Source organism: Undibacterium sp. Ji83W, from assembly GCF_049340385.1.
Taxonomy (GTDB): Bacteria; Pseudomonadota; Gammaproteobacteria; order Burkholderiales; family Burkholderiaceae_D; genus Undibacterium.
Map to the genome: position 1 here is coordinate 246,028 of NZ_JBMPOZ010000004.1, position 20,158 is coordinate 266,185.

Annotated in this window: 15 protein-coding genes; 4 read left to right on the plus strand and 11 right to left on the minus strand. The window is 52.1% G+C overall.

Annotated features, from left to right (window positions below; genetic code table 11):
* Window positions 1-14: 14 nt before the first annotated feature.
* The 3 genes from ACO0LD_RS10150 to ACO0LD_RS10160 are packed head-to-tail and all read right to left on the minus strand — an operon-like array spanning window position 15 to window position 3,508.
* Window positions 15-1,829 (minus strand): ABC transporter substrate-binding protein, encoded by a 1,815-nt coding sequence (locus tag ACO0LD_RS10150; RefSeq protein WP_423006296.1) that lies wholly within the window; start codon window positions 1,827-1,829, stop codon window positions 15-17.
* Window positions 1,830-1,855: 26 nt separating this feature from the next.
* Window positions 1,856-2,653: a substrate-binding periplasmic protein gene (locus tag ACO0LD_RS10155; RefSeq protein WP_423006298.1), complete on the minus strand. Its 798-nt coding sequence runs from the start codon at window positions 2,651-2,653 to the stop codon at window positions 1,856-1,858.
* Between the two features lie 39 nt (window positions 2,654-2,692).
* The gene (locus tag ACO0LD_RS10160) at window positions 2,693-3,508 is read right to left on the minus strand and encodes a 1-aminocyclopropane-1-carboxylate deaminase/D-cysteine desulfhydrase (protein ID WP_423006300.1); all 816 of its coding nucleotides are present in this window, start codon (window positions 3,506-3,508) and stop codon (window positions 2,693-2,695) included.
* A 164-nt stretch (window positions 3,509-3,672) separates the two neighbouring features.
* On the opposite strand from ACO0LD_RS10160, the gene ACO0LD_RS10165 reads away from it, so the two are divergent.
* Window positions 3,673-4,335 carry a GGDEF domain-containing protein gene (locus tag ACO0LD_RS10165; protein WP_423006302.1) on the plus strand — a complete coding sequence of 221 codons (663 nt, stop codon included), beginning with the start codon at window positions 3,673-3,675 and terminating at the stop codon, window positions 4,333-4,335.
* A gap of 181 nt (window positions 4,336-4,516) precedes the next feature.
* A complete protein-coding gene (locus tag ACO0LD_RS10170; protein ID WP_423006304.1) occupies window positions 4,517-6,478 on the plus strand; it encodes a CocE/NonD family hydrolase in 1,962 nt (653 codons plus the stop codon).
* Between the two features lie 52 nt (window positions 6,479-6,530).
* Here ACO0LD_RS10170 and ACO0LD_RS10175 read toward each other — a convergent pair whose 3' ends face one another.
* Window positions 6,531-7,403, minus strand: a complete 873-nt coding sequence (locus ACO0LD_RS10175) for a DMT family transporter (RefSeq protein ID WP_423006306.1) — start codon at window positions 7,401-7,403, stop codon at window positions 6,531-6,533.
* Window positions 7,404-8,050: 647 nt separating this feature from the next.
* Between ACO0LD_RS10175 and ACO0LD_RS10180 the strand changes: the two genes are divergently transcribed.
* Both ACO0LD_RS10180 and ACO0LD_RS10185 read left to right on the plus strand, forming a co-directional pair.
* Window positions 8,051-9,793, plus strand: coding sequence for a rhamnogalacturonan lyase B N-terminal domain-containing protein (locus ACO0LD_RS10180; protein WP_423006308.1), 1,743 nt, complete (start codon window positions 8,051-8,053; stop codon window positions 9,791-9,793).
* Window positions 9,794-9,904: 111 nt separating this feature from the next.
* A complete protein-coding gene (locus tag ACO0LD_RS10185; RefSeq protein ID WP_423006310.1) occupies window positions 9,905-10,498 on the plus strand; it encodes a hypothetical protein in 594 nt (197 codons plus the stop codon).
* Between the two features lie 8 nt (window positions 10,499-10,506).
* Here ACO0LD_RS10185 and ACO0LD_RS10190 read toward each other — a convergent pair whose 3' ends face one another.
* The 7 genes from ACO0LD_RS10190 to ACO0LD_RS10220 all read right to left on the minus strand — a co-directional run bounded on the left by ACO0LD_RS10190 (window position 10,507) and on the right by ACO0LD_RS10220 (window position 20,041).
* A complete protein-coding gene (locus ACO0LD_RS10190; protein ID WP_423006312.1) occupies window positions 10,507-11,319 on the minus strand; it encodes a TatD family hydrolase in 813 nt (270 codons plus the stop codon).
* Window positions 11,320-11,864: 545 nt separating this feature from the next.
* The gene (locus ACO0LD_RS10195) at window positions 11,865-12,620 is read right to left on the minus strand and encodes a LytR/AlgR family response regulator transcription factor (protein WP_423006314.1); all 756 of its coding nucleotides are present in this window, start codon (window positions 12,618-12,620) and stop codon (window positions 11,865-11,867) included.
* Between the two features lie 22 nt (window positions 12,621-12,642).
* Complete coding sequence (locus tag ACO0LD_RS10200; protein ID WP_423006317.1) at window positions 12,643-13,983, minus strand: sensor histidine kinase; 1,341 nt, start codon at window positions 13,981-13,983, stop codon at window positions 12,643-12,645.
* Between the two features lie 108 nt (window positions 13,984-14,091).
* Complete coding sequence (locus tag ACO0LD_RS10205; protein ID WP_423006319.1) at window positions 14,092-14,511, minus strand: ANTAR domain-containing response regulator; 420 nt, start codon at window positions 14,509-14,511, stop codon at window positions 14,092-14,094.
* A gap of 113 nt (window positions 14,512-14,624) precedes the next feature.
* Window positions 14,625-17,087, minus strand: a complete 2,463-nt coding sequence (locus ACO0LD_RS10210) for a prolyl oligopeptidase family serine peptidase (protein ID WP_423006321.1) — start codon at window positions 17,085-17,087, stop codon at window positions 14,625-14,627.
* Between the two features lie 211 nt (window positions 17,088-17,298).
* Window positions 17,299-18,717 (minus strand): M16 family metallopeptidase, encoded by a 1,419-nt coding sequence (locus tag ACO0LD_RS10215; protein ID WP_423006323.1) that lies wholly within the window; start codon window positions 18,715-18,717, stop codon window positions 17,299-17,301.
* A 1-nt stretch (window position 18,718) separates the two neighbouring features.
* Window positions 18,719-20,041: a M16 family metallopeptidase gene (locus tag ACO0LD_RS10220; protein ID WP_423006325.1), complete on the minus strand. Its 1,323-nt coding sequence runs from the start codon at window positions 20,039-20,041 to the stop codon at window positions 18,719-18,721.
* Window positions 20,042-20,158 lie beyond the last annotated feature (117 nt).

A 20,158-nucleotide genomic window follows, 5' to 3' on the forward strand; every position in this document is an offset into this window, starting at 1 on the left:
TCCGGAAAGAATGCTCACTTGGTTTTTTCCACATCCAGAAAGCGCCAGTCGCCGCGCAAGATGGGATGTGTTTTATAACCTTTGACCCAGGGTTGTATGAGCCAGTTGCGTACGCGCCAGAGTTCCATGCTGTGCACGGTGTCGGCTTCAAGGATACGTTCCATATTGTTGAATAACTTGAGGCGCTCTGGCCCGTTAGGCATCAGGCGGGCCTTGTCATAAACTGCATCGAATGCCTCAGACTTGTAGCAGCCATGATTGCCCCGGTAAGCATTCTTGCCATAATACAGTTCCATGAAATCCATGCCGTCCGGGATATCGGCGATATAACCCATGCCAAACATCATGAGCTTGCACTGGTAAGCCGATTTCAGGTTATCGGCAAAACCGGCGACCGGGAATTCTGCGCGTATACCTATCTTGTCGAGTGAACGTTTCCAGACTTCCATGCGGGCATAATCCTTGGTCTTGGGAGCAGAATGGATGCGCAATTTCAGTGGAGAACCATCGGGCATGCTGCGGAAACCATCTTCACCGCGTTTGTAGCCAAATTTGTCGAGCAGCTTGTTGGCCAGTTTGGGGTCGTAGGCATTGCTGTTACGGTAGCTGGCGTCATGCCCTGCAACGTCCGGCGGCACCATGGACTGCGCCTTGATAGCTTGCCCGAACCAGACCTGGTCTATCTCTTCCTGGTGATTAAAGGAGAGGGCAATCGCGCGGCGCAGGGCAATTTTATCCTTGCTGTAACCGCCAACCGTCGGGTCCTGGAAATTGAAGAAAGTGCGGGTCACGCCAGGGTCAACGGTGCGGTACAGTTTCAAACCCTTGGCCGCAAATTCTGGCTTGAGCTTGCCCTGGTCCAGCAATTTGACTGAAGCTGCCGGTACCAGCATTTCAAAATCCAGCTGGCCAGAATCGAAGGCCAGCCAGCGTGACTGTTCTTCTTCTATGATGGAAATCTCGACCCGGCCGACCTGCGGCATCTGCTTGCCCTTCATGTCCTTGATGATCTGCTTGTCCCAGTCTGTGCCCGTGCCCTGAAAATCCCAGACAAAGCCACGGTATTCAGGATTGGCTTCGAGGATGATTTTACTACGCGGCACATACTGCTTGAGCATATAGGCACCCGTACCTACCGGATGCTGATTGACGGCTTCACCATAATGCTCAACCACCTCGCGCGCTACTGCACCACCCAGGGGTTTGGCGAGATAGTAGATCAGACCAGGGTGTTGCGCCTTCAGACGCATGATCAGGGTATACGGGTCTGGCGTTTCCAATCCGGCAACTGGCTTGTCATAATCGAACTTGCCAGTTTTTTTTGCGACAGCCACCAGCTCATCGAGGCCAACGATCTTGCCTTCCAATATGCTGGCCTGTACTGAACGATTATTCGGGTCTACCAGACGTTTAAAGGTATAGGCATAATCACTGGCCAGTAATTCTCTGCGTTGCCCCTTGAATGCCGGGTCGGGGGAAAAATAAATTCCCTTCTTCAGGCGGAAGGTCATGGTCTTGCCATCATCACTGATGACGGGCATGGCCTCTATGGTGCTGGGCACCAGTTTCGCCGGGCGGGCCAGATAATCGTAAGTGACCAGGCCTTCAAAAATCGCATCCGTGAGCCAGTTGGAATAAGCACTATTGGTACGCATGGCATCAAAGCCATCGTCGGCAGCTTCAAAGGAAAGATGCAAGACTTTGTTCGGATCAGCTGCCGCCATCGCAGGCAGGCTCAGGCTACAGAGCAGTGCCGTCAGCACAGCAGTCAGGGAAGATTTCATCTCAGGATAGGGAAAGAATAAAGCCAGCAGGATAGCAGTTAACAACACAATCCAGAACCATCCAACACCAACTAACGCATGGACAGACCATATTTGCGCATGATCCTGTCCATCTCGCCGGTTTCTTGCAAAAACTGTATCGCACTGTTGATTTGTTCCAGCTTCCACGTCGATTTATGCGACAAGGCGCACTGAGTCTGCACGACAGAGAAGGGGGTTTTGGATACTTTGTATAAAACCCGTTTTTCCGGGAAGTTTTTGAAATAGCCCTCTATCTCACCATCAGAACTGACCATGGCGTCACCGCCACCCAGGGCAAGCAGGCGGAACATGCTGGGCACGTCGGTCAGATCAACACGTTTGATTTTGCCTTCAGTGAGCTGGCTGGCGATTTGCGGATAATGGTAGCCCAGTTGCAAAACAATTTTTTTACCTTCCAGTTGCTGCGGCACCATCTCTATACTGGTTTTTTCAGCCATGACCACCACTCTTTCCACTTGGGGGAAAGTGGCTGCGGTCCAACTGACTTCCTTGGGTAAATCAAACCAGGCAGGGCTGGAATAACACATGATATCGGCGTCGCCCTGTATCACCACGCTTTCTATGCGTCTGCGTGAATAAGGGGCATAGCTGACTTGTGTCGAGAGTTTTTTTGCTAGCTGGTCAGTAAAATCTTTTTGCACGCCACCAATCAGTTGATGGTTCTTGTCAAAAATATTGAGGGGATAATCGAGATTTTCATAGACAGCCACACGCAGTTGCGGTTCTGCTGCCAATACAAGCGAGGGCGATGCCCAACAGAAAGCGAGAGCAGCCAGACCAGCCAGACGGCTGACAACAATAGCCACACTTGAGTGCTGTGTTTTCATATTTGCATCTACCCAATTGATACGGCCACAAACCCAAGGCTACAAGTAACCGCGCGCGCCCTGCAAACCACCAGTATGAACAGCAATTACTCTGGCATTTCGTGCGAGATGTCCATCATGCCACAACTGGCGCAAGGCAAACATCATTTTGCCTGTATATACGGGTTCAAGAGGAATCGCTGTCTCTTGTTGAAATTCATGGCAAAAGCCTGTCAGTGCGGGCGTAGTTTTGCCATAGCCACCATGATGATAGTCGGTCAACAACTCATAGTTCTGGTAGTCGAGATAGCCTGCCTGCCTCAATAAACGGCTGACTTCTGCGCGCAGGTATTCACCCTTGCTGATTGCTGCAATTGCGATAACTTTGGAGCGCCCGCCCAAGCCCGCCAGTAAACCTGCCAATGTCGCCCCTGTGCCACAGGCCACTACCAGGTAATCGGGGATGAAGGGCAATTCAGCCACCAGCTCCGCCACCCCCCGCAAAGCCAGCGGAGCACTGCCGCCCTCAGGCAACCAAAGCGCTACTGCATCACTTAATTCCACATGCTTGCGCCAGGCAGATTCGTCCTGCCTTAATTCACGATAAGCCTCACGACTGACGAATTGCACCTGCATGCCCAAAGCCCTGACATCATCCAGCATGGCGCTGTGCATGCCTGTTGCCCCTCTGATCAAGGCGGTGGTGGGCAAGCCCAGTGTGTGAGCCGCATGGGCCAGGGCATGGATATGATTAGACCAGATGCCGCCCATGGAAACCACATGCGCACTTTGCCCCTGCAAGGCTTGCAAGGGATATTTTAATTTGCGAAACTTGTTGCCTGATACCTGGGGATGCAACATATCGTCGCGTTTCATCCACAAATCCATGTCAGGAAAAAGTTGAATGTTAACTTGCTGGCAAGGAGAAATTTGGCGCTTGAATAACATGCTTGGCAGAAATGCAGGTGACAATGGTAAAGTACCATTGTAGCGCCTGGTGCCAGACCCTGGGCCAGACCTAGCCCGTAGCCGGAGAGTACATGCCCCCAGAATTTAATCAGCCTTTGTTGGAAGCAAGACAACAAATTGATCAGTTGATCAAGCAAATCAAGAACGAAGGTCATCAGGATAACCTTTTGCCCACACTGGAAACCGTGCTGACCCAGCTCGACAGCATGGCCAGGACCGATCATCTGACAGGCGCCCTGAACCGCCGTGCACTGATGGCAAAGCTTGATGGCGAACTGGCGCGTTCCTTCCGTACCGGCCATACCTTTACCCTGGCAGCCATCGCTATCGATAACCTGGAACAGATACTGGAACAACATGGCCAGGCAGTAGCGCGCCAAGTCTTGCAGCAAATCGCCAAAGAAGCACTGACCATGTTGCGCACCCTGGATTCCTTTGGTCGCGTCGCCGCTAATGAATTTGCCATCGTCATGCCTACTACCTGGCTGGAAGCCAGCCGCAAAGCCATCGCCCGCCTGAAGTTGCGCATCGCCGGAGTGGATTGGGAAGCCATCTCACCTGGACTGAAAGTGACATTTGCCACCGGCCTGACCACCAATGCCCACAAGGACAGCGCTGACAACATGCTAAAAAGAGTCAACAACGCCTTGCAGACAGCCCGCAGCAAGGGCGCAGACCATATCGTGGAAATTGAGCCGCCTTTGCCAGACTACGACCCGAATGCAGAAGATTAAGGGAACTTGTTGGCATCTTTGCACACCAAGTAGTGCCGGTTAAGTTTCACTTAAGCATCAATTTGGCATCAATTTGGCATCAATTTGGCATCAATTTGGCATCAATTCGGTATCAAACCGGGTGCGCCCTGTCTGATGCCTGGCTGACCATAATCCAAACAAAAAATATTCAGGGAACATCATGAGAACACCGCAGCTGCGACAGGCCTTGCCTGCGCTATCCATCATGTTGGGCGCAATAGTGGCCAGCATCGCCACACCTGCACTGGCTTTGAGCAGCAATACCGTCAGCGCCAGCGGCACTGTCACCGATGACAAAACCGAAGCCGCCGCGCTGCGGGCCGAGTACATCCGTAAAAACTATGCCAAGTTTGAATACCGCATCCCCATGCGTGATGGCAAACTCCTGTTCACCTCTGTGTATGTACCGAATGATGCCAGCGCCAGCAAGCGCTACCCCATCCTGATGAGCCGCACGCCTTATTCCGTCGGGCCTTATGGCAGCGATCAATATAAAACCATGCTGGGGCCAACTGCAGAATATGAAAAAGATGGCTTTATCTTTGTCTACCAGGATGTGCGCGGCACCTATATGTCGGAAGGTGAATTCGTTAACATGCGCCCGCATATTGATGAAAAAAAATCCAAAACCGATGTCGATGAAAGCAGCGACACCTATGACAGCATAGAGTGGATGATCAAACACCTGCCACACAATAATGGCAAGGTTGGTCAGTGGGGTAATTCTTACCCTGGTTTTTATACTTCAGCAGGAGCCATCGACAGCCACCCGGCGCTGAAAGCCATCTCACCACAAGCGCCGATCGCGGACTGGTTCCGTGGTGATGACATGCACAGGAATGGCGCTTTCAACCTGCAGATGGCCTTTGGCTTCTTCCACAGCTTTGGCCAGCCACGTCCACAACCCACCACAGGTGCAGGCTGGAAGAATTTTAATTTTGGCACACCGGATGGTTATCAGTTCTTCCTGGACCTGGGTTCGGTGGCGAATGCCAACACCCGTTATTTCAAGAACGGCATCCCTTTCTGGAACGACATCACGGCACATCCGAATTACGACAGTTTCTGGCAAAGCCGCAATATCCTGCCGCATCTGAAAAACATCAAGGCCGCTGTCCTGACCGTGGGCGGCTGGTATGACACAGAAGATTTATACGGCCCCTTGAATACCTATAAGGCCATAGAAAAACAAAACCCCGGCATACAAAACACCATCGTCATAGGCCCGTGGACGCATGGCGGCTGGTTCCGTACTGATGGCGACAAAGTGGGCGATGCAAATTTTGGCTACAAGACGGTGCAGACTTACCAGCCTGTGGAATTTGCCTTCTTTAAACATTATCTGAAAACCGGTGACAAGCCCACGCTGGCCGAAGCCTGGATGTTTGAAACCGGTGCCAACCGCTGGCGCGGTTTTGATGCTTGGCCACCGAAAGAGAGCAAGGACAAGGCCCTGTACTTCCAGGCCAATGGCAAGCTGAGCTTTAGTGCACCGACCAATCAGGATGCACAGTTTGAAGAATACATCAGCGATCCGGCCAAGCCCGTTCCTTACACTACCGAGATAGAAACTCGCTGGAGCAAGCAATATATAGCGGCTGACCAGCGCTTTTCCACTCGTCGCCCGGATGTACTGAGCTGGCAAAGTGAAGTGCTGGAAAAAGACGTGACACTGGCTGGCCCGTTGAGCGCAGATTTGTTTGTCAGCGTTACCGGCAGCGACGCTGACTTTGTCGTCAAGCTCATCGATGTCAATCCAGCCAACCTGGAAATCGATGCGCAAACCAATCGTGGCAACCAGCAAACCCTGGTACGCGGCGAACCTTTCCGTGCCCGCTTCCGTGACGGTTTCGAAACAGCCAAGCCCATGGTACCGAACCAGATGACCAAGGTGAAGTTTGCCATCAATGATGTCTTCCACACCTTCCAGCGCGGCCACCGCATCATGGTGCAGGTGCAGTCCAGCTGGTTCCCCTTCATAGACCGTAACCCACAATCCTTTGTGCCGAATATCTATGAAGCCAAGGATAGTGACTTCGTCAAGGCCACGCATAAAATCTATTACGGCAGCCAGCAACCCAGCGCCCTGCATGTCAAGGTCTTGCCCGCACTGGACGAATAAAAAAATGCCGCTTACCCAAATCAGGTAAGTGGCATTTTTTAATCAACCATCTTTACGATGGTTTGGGCGTCGGCTGAAACACCACCAGCCAGGTCGCGATTACCACCCCTGCACAGCCTATGACGGTATTCATGGTGATGTGTTCATTCAGGAACAAGTAACCCCACAACAAGGCAAACAGCGGGATAAGGAAAGTCACCGTCAAGGCCTTGGTTGGCCCCAGGTCTGCCATCAGGCGGAAATAGATCAGGTAGGCAACGGCACTGCATAACAAGGCCAGCGCAACACCTACCATCGCTATGGTCGCCGTGATCTCGCCCTGCACGGGTGCCAAAGGCAGGAAGGGTAATAACACAAATGCCGCGCCCACTTGCGAACCTGTCGCCATTTGCATGGACGTCAGGCCTGTCAGTTTTTTCTTGGTATAGATACCGACGACGGCATAACATAAAGTCGCACCCACGCAAGCCAACACTGCCAGCACCAGCTTGCTATTAAATTCCACCGGACCCAGGCGCACCAGGAAGGCGACACCAAGCACACCTATCGCCATGCCCGCCATCTTGCGCAGGGTTAGCCTTTCACCCAGGAATGCCGCACCCATCACAGCACCCCATAGTGGGCTGGTGGCATTCACGATGGCCGAGTAACCAGCCGGAATGCTGAGCGCTGCATACGAATACAGTGCAAACGGCAGTGCGGAATTAATCGTGCCCAGTATCAAAAAAGATTTCCAGTTTTCACGGAAGTTCATCGCCCTGCCCGTGACAAGCATCATGGCAAGCAAGGCCGCACCAGCCAGCCCTACCCTGACTTCGGCACTCCACAATACCCCGACCACGGGAGCCAGTACCCGCATGAACAGGAAAGACGCCCCCCAGATGGCGGCCAGGGAAATAAGACGTAACAGGTCAGCACTGCGCATACACACTCCATCAGAATCAGGACAGCAGCTTAACAAACTACAGGAAAAGCTGCTGGCAGCTTTCGGACATGGCAAAATCTGCACGCAAAAAGACCATTGATCCTGATGCATTGCAACGGTGACTCAGCATAGATCCAGATCGCTCAAAAAAATGATTTATTTCTGGAAACGTCGTTATTGTTGTCCAATTGAATTGACACGCTGAATACAGAAAATAATACTGCATCCACTACACGAGATTTGCGCAGCAGGATTTTTGTACCTGACTCGCCGCAAACAAAAACTCTTTTCATCAACTCAAACATCACACTATTTCATTGTGTTTTTTGATCGCGGAAGCTGCGCAGATGCGATCACGATGACTGTCTGCAGAACAGCAAACCATGTGGGATACCTACCAGTATCCTGCTGATGTTTGCTGTCTCAAAAGCGTACGACCATTCCACGCCCGCGACAGTATCAGAGTAAAGAACTAACAAATAATTTTTCACCGCATCCACATCCTGCATAAGGCATGAGCATGCCGCATGCCTTATTACTTTTGGACATTTGTACATTCATGCATTTGAAAAGGAAAAGCACGACATCCGCTCAAGATGAAAATATAAAGAAACTGAATCACATCCTATCAATAACAGGAGACAAAATTGAAAACAAGAAAATTACGTAGCTATTGGGCAAGCGGTATATTGTTAAGCATGCTGACCTTGCTGGCAGCTTGCGGTGGCAGTGACGCTGGCAAGACCTCGCAAAGCGGTAGTGCGCTGACGGCTGCAGTTCCGCCTGTACAAGCATCACCAGCAGACACTTTCGGCCTGACTTCCGACAGCAATTTCTTTATCGTCGATACCGGTGCCGGCCTGGTCTTCAAGATACGCCGTCTGGATAATGGCGTCAGCACCCAGTCTGCCGGTGACATCGCCTCACTGATTTATAACGGCGTGCAATACCAGGACCAGTCGCGTGGCTCACAGGTGAATAGCGGCTTTGATTTTCTGTACACAGGCATATCTGCAGTAACAGTGAATGCCGACGTCATCAATACCGACTATATCCGAGTCACCGTACAGGCAGGCAACCTGACCCATTACTACCTGGCCAAACGAGGCAACCCGCACATTTACATGGGTACTTATTTCACCAGCGAACCCGACACGCTGAATCTGGTGCGGTATATCGTGCGCGTGCCCGTAGGCGTACTGCCGTTTGGTCCCGGGCCTTCAGACTTGCGCAACAATACCGGTGCCATAGAATCTGGCGACATCTTTGGCATGGCAAACGGCGAGACACGTTCCAAGCATTATTCAAATATGCGGCTCAAGGACTGGTCTTATATAGGCGGTACCAGCAGCAGCGCGGGTCTGTGGATGGTCAGGGATAATAATGAAGGTGGTTCCGGCGGCCCCTTCTTCCGCAGCCTGTTGAACCAGATTACGTCCACCAATCAGGAAATCACTTACATCGTCAACTACGGTGAAAACCAGACGGAAGCCTACCGCCCCGGCATCTTGAATACCTACACCCTGGTATTCACCAATGGTGCGGCACCCGGCACGCTGGATACTTCATGGTTTGCCAACATGGGCATGAGTGGATATACCCCGTCGTCAGCACGTGGTGCAGTGGCAGGCACAGCTATCAATGGCCGCAACACCAGCTATGGCTATACCGTGGGTTTCTCGAATACGACGGCACAATACTGGGCCACGGCAAATGCCAGCAATGGTTCGTTCTCCAGCCCGAATATGATACCCGGCACCTACACCATGAAGATCTACAAAAACGAGCTGGCTGTCGATACCCGCACGGTCACCGTGAATGCTGGCAGCACCTTTAACACCGGTGCCATTACCATTACCGGTGACCCCAGCAGCAGCGCAGCACTGTGGCGCATAGGTGACTGGGATGGCACACCCGCAGAACTGTTGAATGGCGACAAAGTCACCACCATGCATCCATCCGATGTACGCATGAGCTCATGGGTGCCTGGTAATTTTGTGATAGGCAGCTCCACTGCCGCAGCCAACTTCCCTGCCTATCAATGGAAATCGGTGAATGGCAGCTACACCATCAAGTTCAACCTGACTGCCAGCCAGGTTGCCGACCACACACTGCGGGTAGGTATCACCACTGCCTATGCTGGCGGACGCCCGAAAGCACAAATGAATGCCTGGGTCTCTGCCAATCCGGCAGCATCAACCCAGCCGTCCAGCCGCACCCTGACTGTAGGCAGCTATCGTGGCAACAACACCATGTACACGTTTGTTATTCCAGCCAGTGCTTTTGTGATTGGTGAAAATACCCTGACCCTGACGGCCATCAGCGGCTCCAGCGGTACGACTTATCTGAGCCCAGGTTATTCGTATGATGCGGTAGATCTCTTGCAATAAACACGCCCTCAGGCCAGTGGAAATCACTGGCCTGATACATTCTGGTACAGGCGAATTTTTGTACATGGTAGACTTTTACGCTTCTTCTGCATGCGAAACTGAAAGTCCATCATGAGTACAAGCCCAGCATCAATGCTATTCGGTGCCGCCATCGGCGCTTTCGTAGTCTGGCGCATAGTCTCGCGTATCCGGCGCATGGTGGGCAGACAAAAATACTCAGGTGTGCGTGCCATTCTCACGGTCTGCATTTTCCCTGTCCTGATTGCGCTGGTGGCGTTTGGCGCACTGAATCATGAAGGCAATATACTGTTCATGCTGGGTGGGCTGATAGTCGGTAGTGGTCTCGGTTTTTATGGTCTGCGTCTGACCAAATTTGATAACAGTCCGGCAGGAAAATTCTATACACCGAATGCCCATCTCGGGATTGCACTGTCGCTGTTGATGATAGGCCGGATTGCCTGGCGCATGGGTACGCTGTATTTCACCACTAAATCCTTTACTGCGCCACCTGGTGATTTTTCCAGCAGCCCGCTGACGCTGTTCCTGTTTGGCATGCTGGCGGCTTATTACATCAGCTATGCAGTTGGCCTGCTACGCTGGTCGCGCGGCTTGCAAAAGCCAGTGGCAATGGTAACATCAGTTGCGCCATCAGTTGCACCGTCAATTTCAGCAGAAGTTGTTGAAGGTGCAGAGCAAAAAGTGTGAACAAGGGTTCATGATCCTGATGTGACCAAAGCAAAAAACTGTTCAGTATTTTTTCGAATTTGCTGTGCCAGCGTCACCGGCGATATTCGCAAAATAGCAGCGACTGCTTCCAGCACCACTGGCAAATGCATGGGCTCATTGCGGTTATCTTGCGGGCGCACCGGCAAATTGCGTGGCAATAAAAACGGGGCATCGGTCTCTATCATCAGTTTGTCTTTGGGCAGGTATTTGACAGCCTTGCGCAAATCATCGCCACGTCTTTCATCGCATATCCAGCCGGTGATACCGATGTGGCAGTCAAGGTCGAGATAGGCGAGCAATTCTTCTGTGTTGCCAGTGAAGCAGTGCACCACTGCGCCTTTCAGTTGTGGACGGTATTGCCTCAGTAAGGCAAAGAAATCTTCATGCGCATCGCGCTCATGCAGGAAAACGGGCTTTTGCAAACGTACTGCCAATTGCAATTGCGCTTCAAAGCAGGCGCGTTGTTGTACTTCCGTCGAAAACATGCGGTTATAGTCGAGGCCGCATTCACCAACGGCCACCACAGTATCGCTGGCTGCAAGTTTTTCTATCGCTTTTGCACACTGCGCATTCCAGTTTTTTGCTTCATGCGGATGCACACCTGCGGTGCTGCTCAAATAGCCGGGATAAGTTTGCGTCAGCGCATGCGCATCATGGCTGGCGCGCTCGGATGTTCCGGTGATGATGATGTGTTCCACGCCCGCCTGTTTTGCACGTGAAATCACGGCGTCAAGGTCAGTATGAAAACGATGGTTGCTGAGGTTCGCACCGATATCTATCAGTGTAGGTTTTTGTAGCATGGTATGAATTTCCTGTTGTTTTTATTATTTGGATTACTAGCCGCTCAGTACATAAAACTGAGGGTATTCTGAAGCAGAAACTGCGAGGGAATAGTCTGGATAGGTCCAAATCTTATTGTTTAAATTAATGGCGCTGGATTCAACGCCAGCGCTATCTTAATTCGACTTGAATGAAAACATCAAGCGTTTCGTTTTTTGATTGTGGTTTTTTGCAAATCAGAAACTCTTACAGAGTGAAGTCCAGTGTATTCATGATCTACCTTTTTAGCTCCTTCCCCTTCAAGGGGAAGGTTGGGATGGGGATGGGGTTCCAGCGTAAATTCATTGAGGTTAATTAACCGAAACCCATCCCCACCCTAACCCTCCCCTTGAAAGGGAGGGAACGCATTGAAACCCAGCAACTCCAGATTCGGTTTTTAATGGCCGCACTTAGAATATGTTTACGATGTGTAGCGAGCGTCAGCGGGGTGAAGAGCAGCGCATGAGCCCCGATCACGCTCGCGCAGTAACGATCACGCTCGCGCAGTAAGATCGGAAACATGTTCTTACATGGGTTTGAAGCGCCATGCATAAGCCTGACTAACCTTCAATTTTTCTTGCAAACCGCGCAGTTCCACCGTGTACTTACCCATCTCATCCCTGTGCGCACGGGTAATCGCATCTGCACGCACGACGGTACCGCGATGCACTTGCCAGAAAATGTCTGGATCGAGCCCATCCATGATTTCTTTCAAGGGCTTGCGCACATGGGCTTCATCATCGGCGCACACTACGCGCGTGTATTTTTCGTCTGAACTGAAGAACAGGATTTTTTCTACCGGGAACATCTTGATGGTGTCGCCAACGCTGGCACTGATCCAGCGTATGCGTTCCACCGCTGTATTTTTCAGGCGCTTGTCGAGTTCAGACATGAGCTGGCTGACATCGGTCACTGGCTGTTTGCTGGCGATGCGCTCCTTCAACCTGGCAACGGCTTCCTGTAACCTGATTTCAGAGATAGGCTTGAGCAAATAATCGACGGCACCAGCAGCAAAGGCATCCAGTGCATGGCTGTCATAGGCAGTAGTGAAGACGGCATGGCAACGTCCTTTTACGGCATGCGCAACGTCCAGACCTGTCATGCCGGGCATGCGTATGTCTAAAAAGGCGATGTCTGGTTCTTCCTGATGTATTGCTTCCAGTGCTTCGGCACCATGTTCGCATTCGGCCAGTATTTCAAGTTCTGGCCAGACTTTATGGAGCATGCGGCGCAATTCCTTGCGTGGTAAATCCTCGTCATCGGCAATGATGGCTGTGGTCATGGCATTACTTTCTTCATTTTTATCAGGTTTCCAGAGGCAACAATATAGTCGCAGCTACGCCGCCTTCAGGCCTGGCTTTCAACACCAGGCTGGCACGGATACCATACGTAGATTCCAGCCTCTCATGGATATTCGCCAGGCCTATACCGGTACCAGAATTGCTGCCAGCAAAACCGACACCATTGTCGGCGACTGTCAGTTCCAGCATGTCTACGCCATAGCGCTCGATCTTTTTTGCATAAACAGCGATATGCACAGCACCTATCTTGGGTTCCACACCATGTTTGACGGCATTCTCGACCAAAGAAATCAACATCAGCGGTGGCAAGGCAGCGTCTGCCACTTCACTATCGACGCTATAACTGAGGCGTGGTATGCGTGCCTGCATGAGACCCAGATAAGCGCTGGCGGCTTCCAGTTGTTGCTTGAGCCTGGCCTGGGCAGAGCTGCCATCATTGCGCATTTGCGGTATGGTGGCGCGCAGGTAATCGACCAGGTGATCAACGATGGCGGTGGCCCTTTCAGGCTCGGTCAAGATGGCGGAACGCACACCTGCCAGGGTATTGAAAAGGAAATGCGGCTCGACCTGAGCGGCCAGTACGGACAAACGTAATTCGGCTTCACGGCGGGCTTCTTGTGCCAGGCTGAGTTCGCGCTGGCGCATGACTTCCAGCATGCGCTTTTTTTGACGGAAGAAATACCAGAGGTCAATCGCACCCGCAGTATAAGTGACGAGACCAAAAACAATGAATATGGAAAAACCTTGCACCAGCATTTTCAGGGCAGGTGATTGCTCAATCTTGCTGACGTTTTTGTCCTTCTCCCCCTCCGCGACCGGGTGTGCCGTCACTCCGGCGGCTGGCTTGTCTGCTTTCGACGTCGGAGCACCGGAGGCAGTAATACTGCCCTCGACGGCAAATTCCATATTTTCACCACCGTAAGCCAGGTACTTGGTGGCATAGTTAGTCCCAGAAATAATGCCATAGCTGATGCCTGCACCAACTAACAGGGCAAGTGTCAGTGATATGGCTTCTTTCTTGCTGGCATAGGCCTGGTTCCTTACCCAGACTGCCATTCCAGGGCCGATCAAATGCAATGCCGTACCACCTATGGTCAGCGGGACAAAGGCCACTGCCATCTTGCGCAGGTCCGCATCCGCTACCAGCGCTGTCACTATGACCAGCAAGTCAACCAAGGCAAACATACCTATCCAGGCCTGTGCCCGGTAGCGGAACCAGGTACGTGAAAACACCGGGTAGTTACGGGCGCGGGTCAGCCAGGTTTCACTTCTAGCCGTGACTTCGGATGGCAGTAATTGTTCTGAAGTGTGCATGGTTGTGCGCATAGGATTGGTAGCTGGCATGGCGATTCCTTATGATGTTGTAGCTAGTCTAAGGAAAGTCGTAACGAGACGGGAAAAATGCGATAAAACTGGCTGACAGTCGATGAAATGCGATTTTGCAGCGACGAATTATTCCGCCCCGGCCTCGCTGCCATCTTCCGCTGCGCTGGCTCTTTGCTGTTTGGCAATACGTATGATGGTATTGCGTATGGAGGTCAGTACCGCCACAGAATTGAAGGGTTTGACAATAAAACCCTGTACCCCGCGTTGCTGGGCCGTCTGCAATATGGTCGCGTCAATTTTTGATGACACCAGGAAGAGCAGTGCCTTGGGCAATTCAGCCTTGATCTTGTCGAGCAAAGCCAGGCCTTCTTCATCGGTTTCGCCTATGTCCACGCAAACAATCTGTGGTTTGAGCTTGATCACGCGGGCCAGGCTGGCGGGCGTCAGATTGGCATCCCCCACTACGTCATGCCCCCCATTCACCAAAACAGAAGTCAGCAAATTACGGGCAACAGCATTCGCATCCAGAATGACGGCTTTTAGCATGGCTACATGTAGAAAAAGATTCAATTTGCATATTAATGCAAAACTTTAAGTTCATGTAGAAAAGGCGGCAGATATGTCGCATCTGCCGCCTTTTCTATTATTTCTCCGCCGTCTTAATCTCTCGAACTATCAGGCTTGGCATTCTTGACATACATCTCCAGCCAGCGATCTTGCTCCCACAGCATGTGCAAGATGGATTCGCGGGCGCGGTAGCTGTGGCTTTCATTCGGCAGCATCGACAGCCTGGTGGCCCCGCCCAGGCCTTGTATGGCCTGGTACATGCGTTCGCTTTGCATGGGGAAAGTACCGGAATTATTATCTTGCTCGCCATGGATGAACAGGATGGGGTCCTTGAACTGGTGGGCAAAATTGAAGGGGGACATTTCCTGGTAGACCTTGTTGGCTTTCCAGTAATTCCTGTCTTCAGACTGGAAGCCGAAAGGCGTCAGGCTGCGGTTATAGGCCCCGGAACGGGCAATACCGGCACGGAAAAGGCGGGTATGCGCCAGCAAGTTAGCCGTCATAAAGGCACCATAGCTATGACCACCGATGGCGATGCGGTTACGGTCTGCCACGCCCAGGCGCACGACTTCATCGACGGCTGCTTCGGCATCCATCTTCAATTGTTCCAGATAAGTATCGTTTGGTTCTTTCTTGCCTTCCCCTATGATGGGCATGGTAGGGCCATCCAGCACGACATAGCCACGGGCCAGCATGGGCAGCGGGCCGTTATAGGAAATGCGGTTGAACTTGTATTGTGAACCTATCACTTGCCCAGCCGCTTCTGCCGATTTGAATTCACGTGGGTAAGCCCACATCAGCACAGGGCGCGGGCCATCGCGCTTGGGATCGTAGCCGGGTGGCAGATACAAAGTGGCGGTCAGGTCTACACCATCTTCCCTTTCATAACGGATTTGCTGTTTCTTGATGCCCTTGAACTGCGGCATGGGATGCGGGAATTGCGTCAGGGCACGCGGTGCCGCACTTGCCTGCAAATCATAGAAATAGAAGTTCGGTCTCTCTTCAACTGACTCACGGCTGGTAATAAAGCTGTTGCCCTTGTCATTCAGCAATGCCTGTATTTCTTCATAGTATGGCGCTTGTGAGCGCCACAAACGGGTGATCTGCTTGTTGGTCAGGTCGAATTTATCGAGGAAAGGCCGGTCACCCTCGGCACTGGCACCAGTGCCAGTAAAGAAGATGGCCTTGCCATCCGGGCTGATACGCAAGACCAGGCGGCCCTGTGCGTTTTGTGTCATCACCGGGTTACCGGGGTTGCTGTACTGGTCTTCTGACTTGCGCACAAACATGAGTTCGGGCTTGCTGTCCGGCACACCAGGCTGTATGCGCCAGGTGCGGGTATCACGGGTTTTCAGCCAGTTCTCGGTCACGACGGCCAGGTAATCATTACCCCACTGTACATTGCCAAAACGCCAGCCCAGGTCCATGATTTTTTGCGCCGGTGTATCAAACGGCGCTGCCTGCTGGAACAGGGCATCATGGATTTTGCTATTCACTTCCGGGTCGCCACCTGCCTGTGCTTCCAGCCAGTACATTGTGGCGGGTTTGTCGGTGCGCCAGCCAAAATCGCGCGGCCCCGCTTGCACGGCATCATTGCCTGTGGGGATGCGTTCACGCAATGGACGCTCAGCCACGGTCTTGACCTTCTTGCCCTGGATATCCCAAAGTTCTATCAACTGACCAAAGCGGTCTACCGGCAACATGGTGGAATAAGGGCGGCGCAATTGCGTGGTCAAGATCAGCTTGCCATCAGGGGACGCCAGGGATTTGATCAGGGTCATGGGGCGGCTGATGCGACGCACCTCACCATTCAGGTTAACGATGCCGAGCTGGGTCTGCAGATACCAGTCAAGAGTATCGCTGTCCCGCGCTGTTCTCAGCATGTCTGGGTAGATGCGGTTTTGCAGCGCCTTGCCACCCTTGGTCTCTTGCATATTCGGGCCTGCCGGTACTGCAGGCAGAGGTGGCAATTCCTTTTGATGCTGGGGGGTCAGCCTGACCAGTATTTTTTCTGAACCTTCTATCCATGAAAACCCGGGGCCGGTTACGGCATTCAGTTTGTCTGCCATCAGACGGCGGGCCGTGCCTTTTTTGATATCCAGCAACCATAGTTCAACACCACCTTCTACCCACAGGCTGAAAGCCAGCCATTGTTCGTCAGGTGACCAGGCGGTTTCGGCGATCTTGAGCTTGGCTGGCAAGCCTTTGACTTCACGCGCTTTGCCGGTGGCGACATCCAGCAAACTCATGCCATTGCCAAAATCAAAATGACTGGCGGCACGGGTACGCGGATTGATGCGCAAACCCGCGAGGCGTAATTCTGGCTGGGAGACATCGGCAATACCGGGCAGGCCAGGCAGGGTCAGCAGCAATGCTGTCTTGCGCTGCGGCCCCAGGCGAAACAGCGGGCCTCTGGGAGCATCGACCACGGCTTGCAATTCTGCCGGTGGCAGCTGGTAGCCGGATTCAGCCACATTGCCAGCCTGGATCTGGCTGCTAGTCGAGGCTAACAGAGCAAGTGTAGCGACGACAAACAAGGGTTTAATACTTATCATTAACAGAGCATCCTGATTTACAACTTAACTACAAGCTTAACCGCAGCTTGACCGCCGTTTGACTATGATTTCAGGGCTAATTTGATAATTTTTTTTGCCCTATAAAAAACTACCGCCCCTTATTTGCAAACTAAGGGGCGGAGTTTTTATTGCATTGTAAGCGCTTTACAGGCTTTTTACAGCTTAGTTAAGAACCCATATCGCGAATCACTCATTTTGCGCCCGGCGCAAAGCCATTGCCAGTAATGTCGAGCTCAGTGACTTCGCCATAATTGGCAGCAATGCCGCGTATGCTTTCTGCCTTGCCGATCAATAACATTTGCAGCTTATCGCGGGGGAAATGTTTGTCCACCAACTGCCTGGCTTTCTCTACATTAAGGCCATCAACGTCACGCATGAAATGATCAATTTGCTCACGTCCTACCTTGGCAACAAACATTTCACCCAATAAGCCTGCGAGTTGCTGATTGGTTTCAAAACGCGGCGGGAATTGCCCTTTGACATAGGCCTTGGCCGATTCCAGGGTAGCCGCATCAATACCCTTGTCCCAGAGACGCTGGTAAGTCTTGGTCGCCAATGCCAGTGCGGCCTCGGTCTTGGGGGTGGCGGTAAAACTGGAAACAGCAAAACTGCCCGTCTCTGCCAGGGGAATGAAGCTGCTATTGGCACCATAAGTCAACCCAGAATTGACACGCAATTCATCATTGAGCCAGGAAGTAAAACGCCCGCCCAAAATAGTATTGATGACTTGCAGCGGTACATAGTCAGGGTCATTGCGTGCTATGCCCTTGCCACCAAACAGGAAGGTGGTTTCGACAGCATCTGACTTGTTGACCAGCCAGACGCGGGCCTTGTCTGCTTCTACCTTGCCATTGGCAGCTATAGCAGGCGCGGCAATTGTGGCTTTCCAAGCACCGAACAAGCTTGCCAACTGAGCGCGCATGACGCTGGGCTTGAAGTCACCGACGATCACCAGGGCGGCATTTTCAGGACGGTAATAACTGTCATGGAATTTTTTGGCATCCTGGGGTTGCAATGCGGTCACGCTGCTTACCGTACCGGCCACTGGATTGGCATAGGCACCGTTACCAAACAACATGCTGCGATAATAAGTTTGCACGACATTGCGCGGGCTTTCCTTGGCCTGCTTTAAACCATCAACAGTACGTGAGCGCAGCTTGCCGAATTCTTCTGCCTCAAATGAGGGATGCAAAATGGCGTCTGCAAAGATGGGCAAAAGCACATCCACATCGGCACTGGCAAAGTCTGCATTGAGGGAAGTGGATTCTGTCGTCGTGGCACTGGCAATGCGGCCACCACGGAAATCAAAGCTCTGGTCCAGGGTCTTTTTATCAAACTTGCTGCTACCTAGTAACAAGGCATCACCTGTCAGGTTGGACAAGCCTGCATTGCCAGCATCACTGACGGCACCAGCCTTGACGACTGCACGCACGGCAATCAGGGGCACATCATGACGCTCCATCAAATACACGGTCAGGCCATTAGGCAGCTTGGTGGTTTCAAAGGCAGGCAGGCGGAACTCGGCAGCCTGGCTATTCGCTGCCAACAAGCTCAAGCTGGCCAGACTGCAGGCGAGAATTTTTTTACTGATCATTTTCTGGGTCATCATCTTATTCCTCCACGGCAGCGAGCACGCCTACTGTTCTCTGTGATTTTTTAAAGTATTTGGCAGCAACGCTCTGGATATCGGCAGGAGTCAGTTTGCGGTAGGCATCCGGTGCGTCGAACAGTTTCTTGTAATCGCCAAAGAACATTTCATATTCACCAAGTTGGGCGGCCTTGCCATTGATGGTTTCCTGGGCACGGTAGAAATTCAAGAGCTTCTGGTTTTTCACTTTTTGCAGTTCATCTGCCGTAACGCCGTCCTTGACCAGCCGGTCTATCTCGGCCAGCAATGCGGCCTCGACCTTGGCGGCAGGCACCTTGTTGGCAGCAACCGCAAAGAAATTGAACAGGCCAGGGTCAAAATTCTTGCCATGATCGGCACCGACCTGGGTTGCCAGGCGTTGATCTACCAAAGCCTGATACATGCGCGAAGTCTTGCCGTCAGTGAGTATGCTGGCGATGACACTCAGGGCATAGTAGTCAGGATGGCTGCTCGCTGGCATCTTGTACGACACCATGAGGTTCGCAGCAGTGGCAGACTCCTTGCGCACGAATACCCGGCGCTCACCTTTTTGTTCTGGCTCTACCGTACGCACGACAGGCGGCAGGGCACGTTGCGGCACATTGGCAAAATACTGTTCGGCCAGGCGTTTCACTTCTGCTGCCTTGACATCACCGACGATGACAGCCACCGCATTATTCGGGGAATAATAGACATTGAAATAACGCTGCAAGTCATCTTGCGTCCAGGCCTTGATGTCGGATTCATGGCCGATAGTGGGGATGGAATAGGGATGTGCACGGAATGCAGATGCATAGACTTCACCCCACAGGGCGCGAAGATTGGAGTTTTCCAGACCAGTACTGCGCTCGGACAAGACTACACCGCGCTCGCTCTCTACCATTTTTGGGTCTATGCTGAGATTGGCGATACGATCGCTCTCAAGATCAAAAATAGTAGGCAGGGCAGTGGCCGGGAACCAGTCCTGGTACACCGTCAGGTCATTGCTGGTATAGGCATTATTGGCACCGCCATTGGCTTCCATGGTGCGGTCAAATTGCTTGGGGCCGAATTTTTTGGAGCCATTGAACATCATGTGTTCAAAGAAATGCGAGAGACCGGTGATGCCCGGTACTTCATTACGCGAACCAACTTTCCAGTAGGTGTACATATTCGCATTTGGTATCGTGCTGTTTTCCAGCACCAGGAATTTCATGCCATTTGGCAGGGTAAAGGTTTTCACCTGCTCGACTGTGACGGCCTGGGCTGTCCCCGCCATCATGCCCAGATACAGACCGCCAACGGCAGCCATGGTTTTCCACTTCATTGCATTTTCTCCCTTGTATGCTTATTTGTTTATTTAATGATTGCGGATGCTGATCGCAAAACTATGACAGTTAATACCGTCGGTAGTTCTGGTCAAAAATATTCTGGATATATAAAG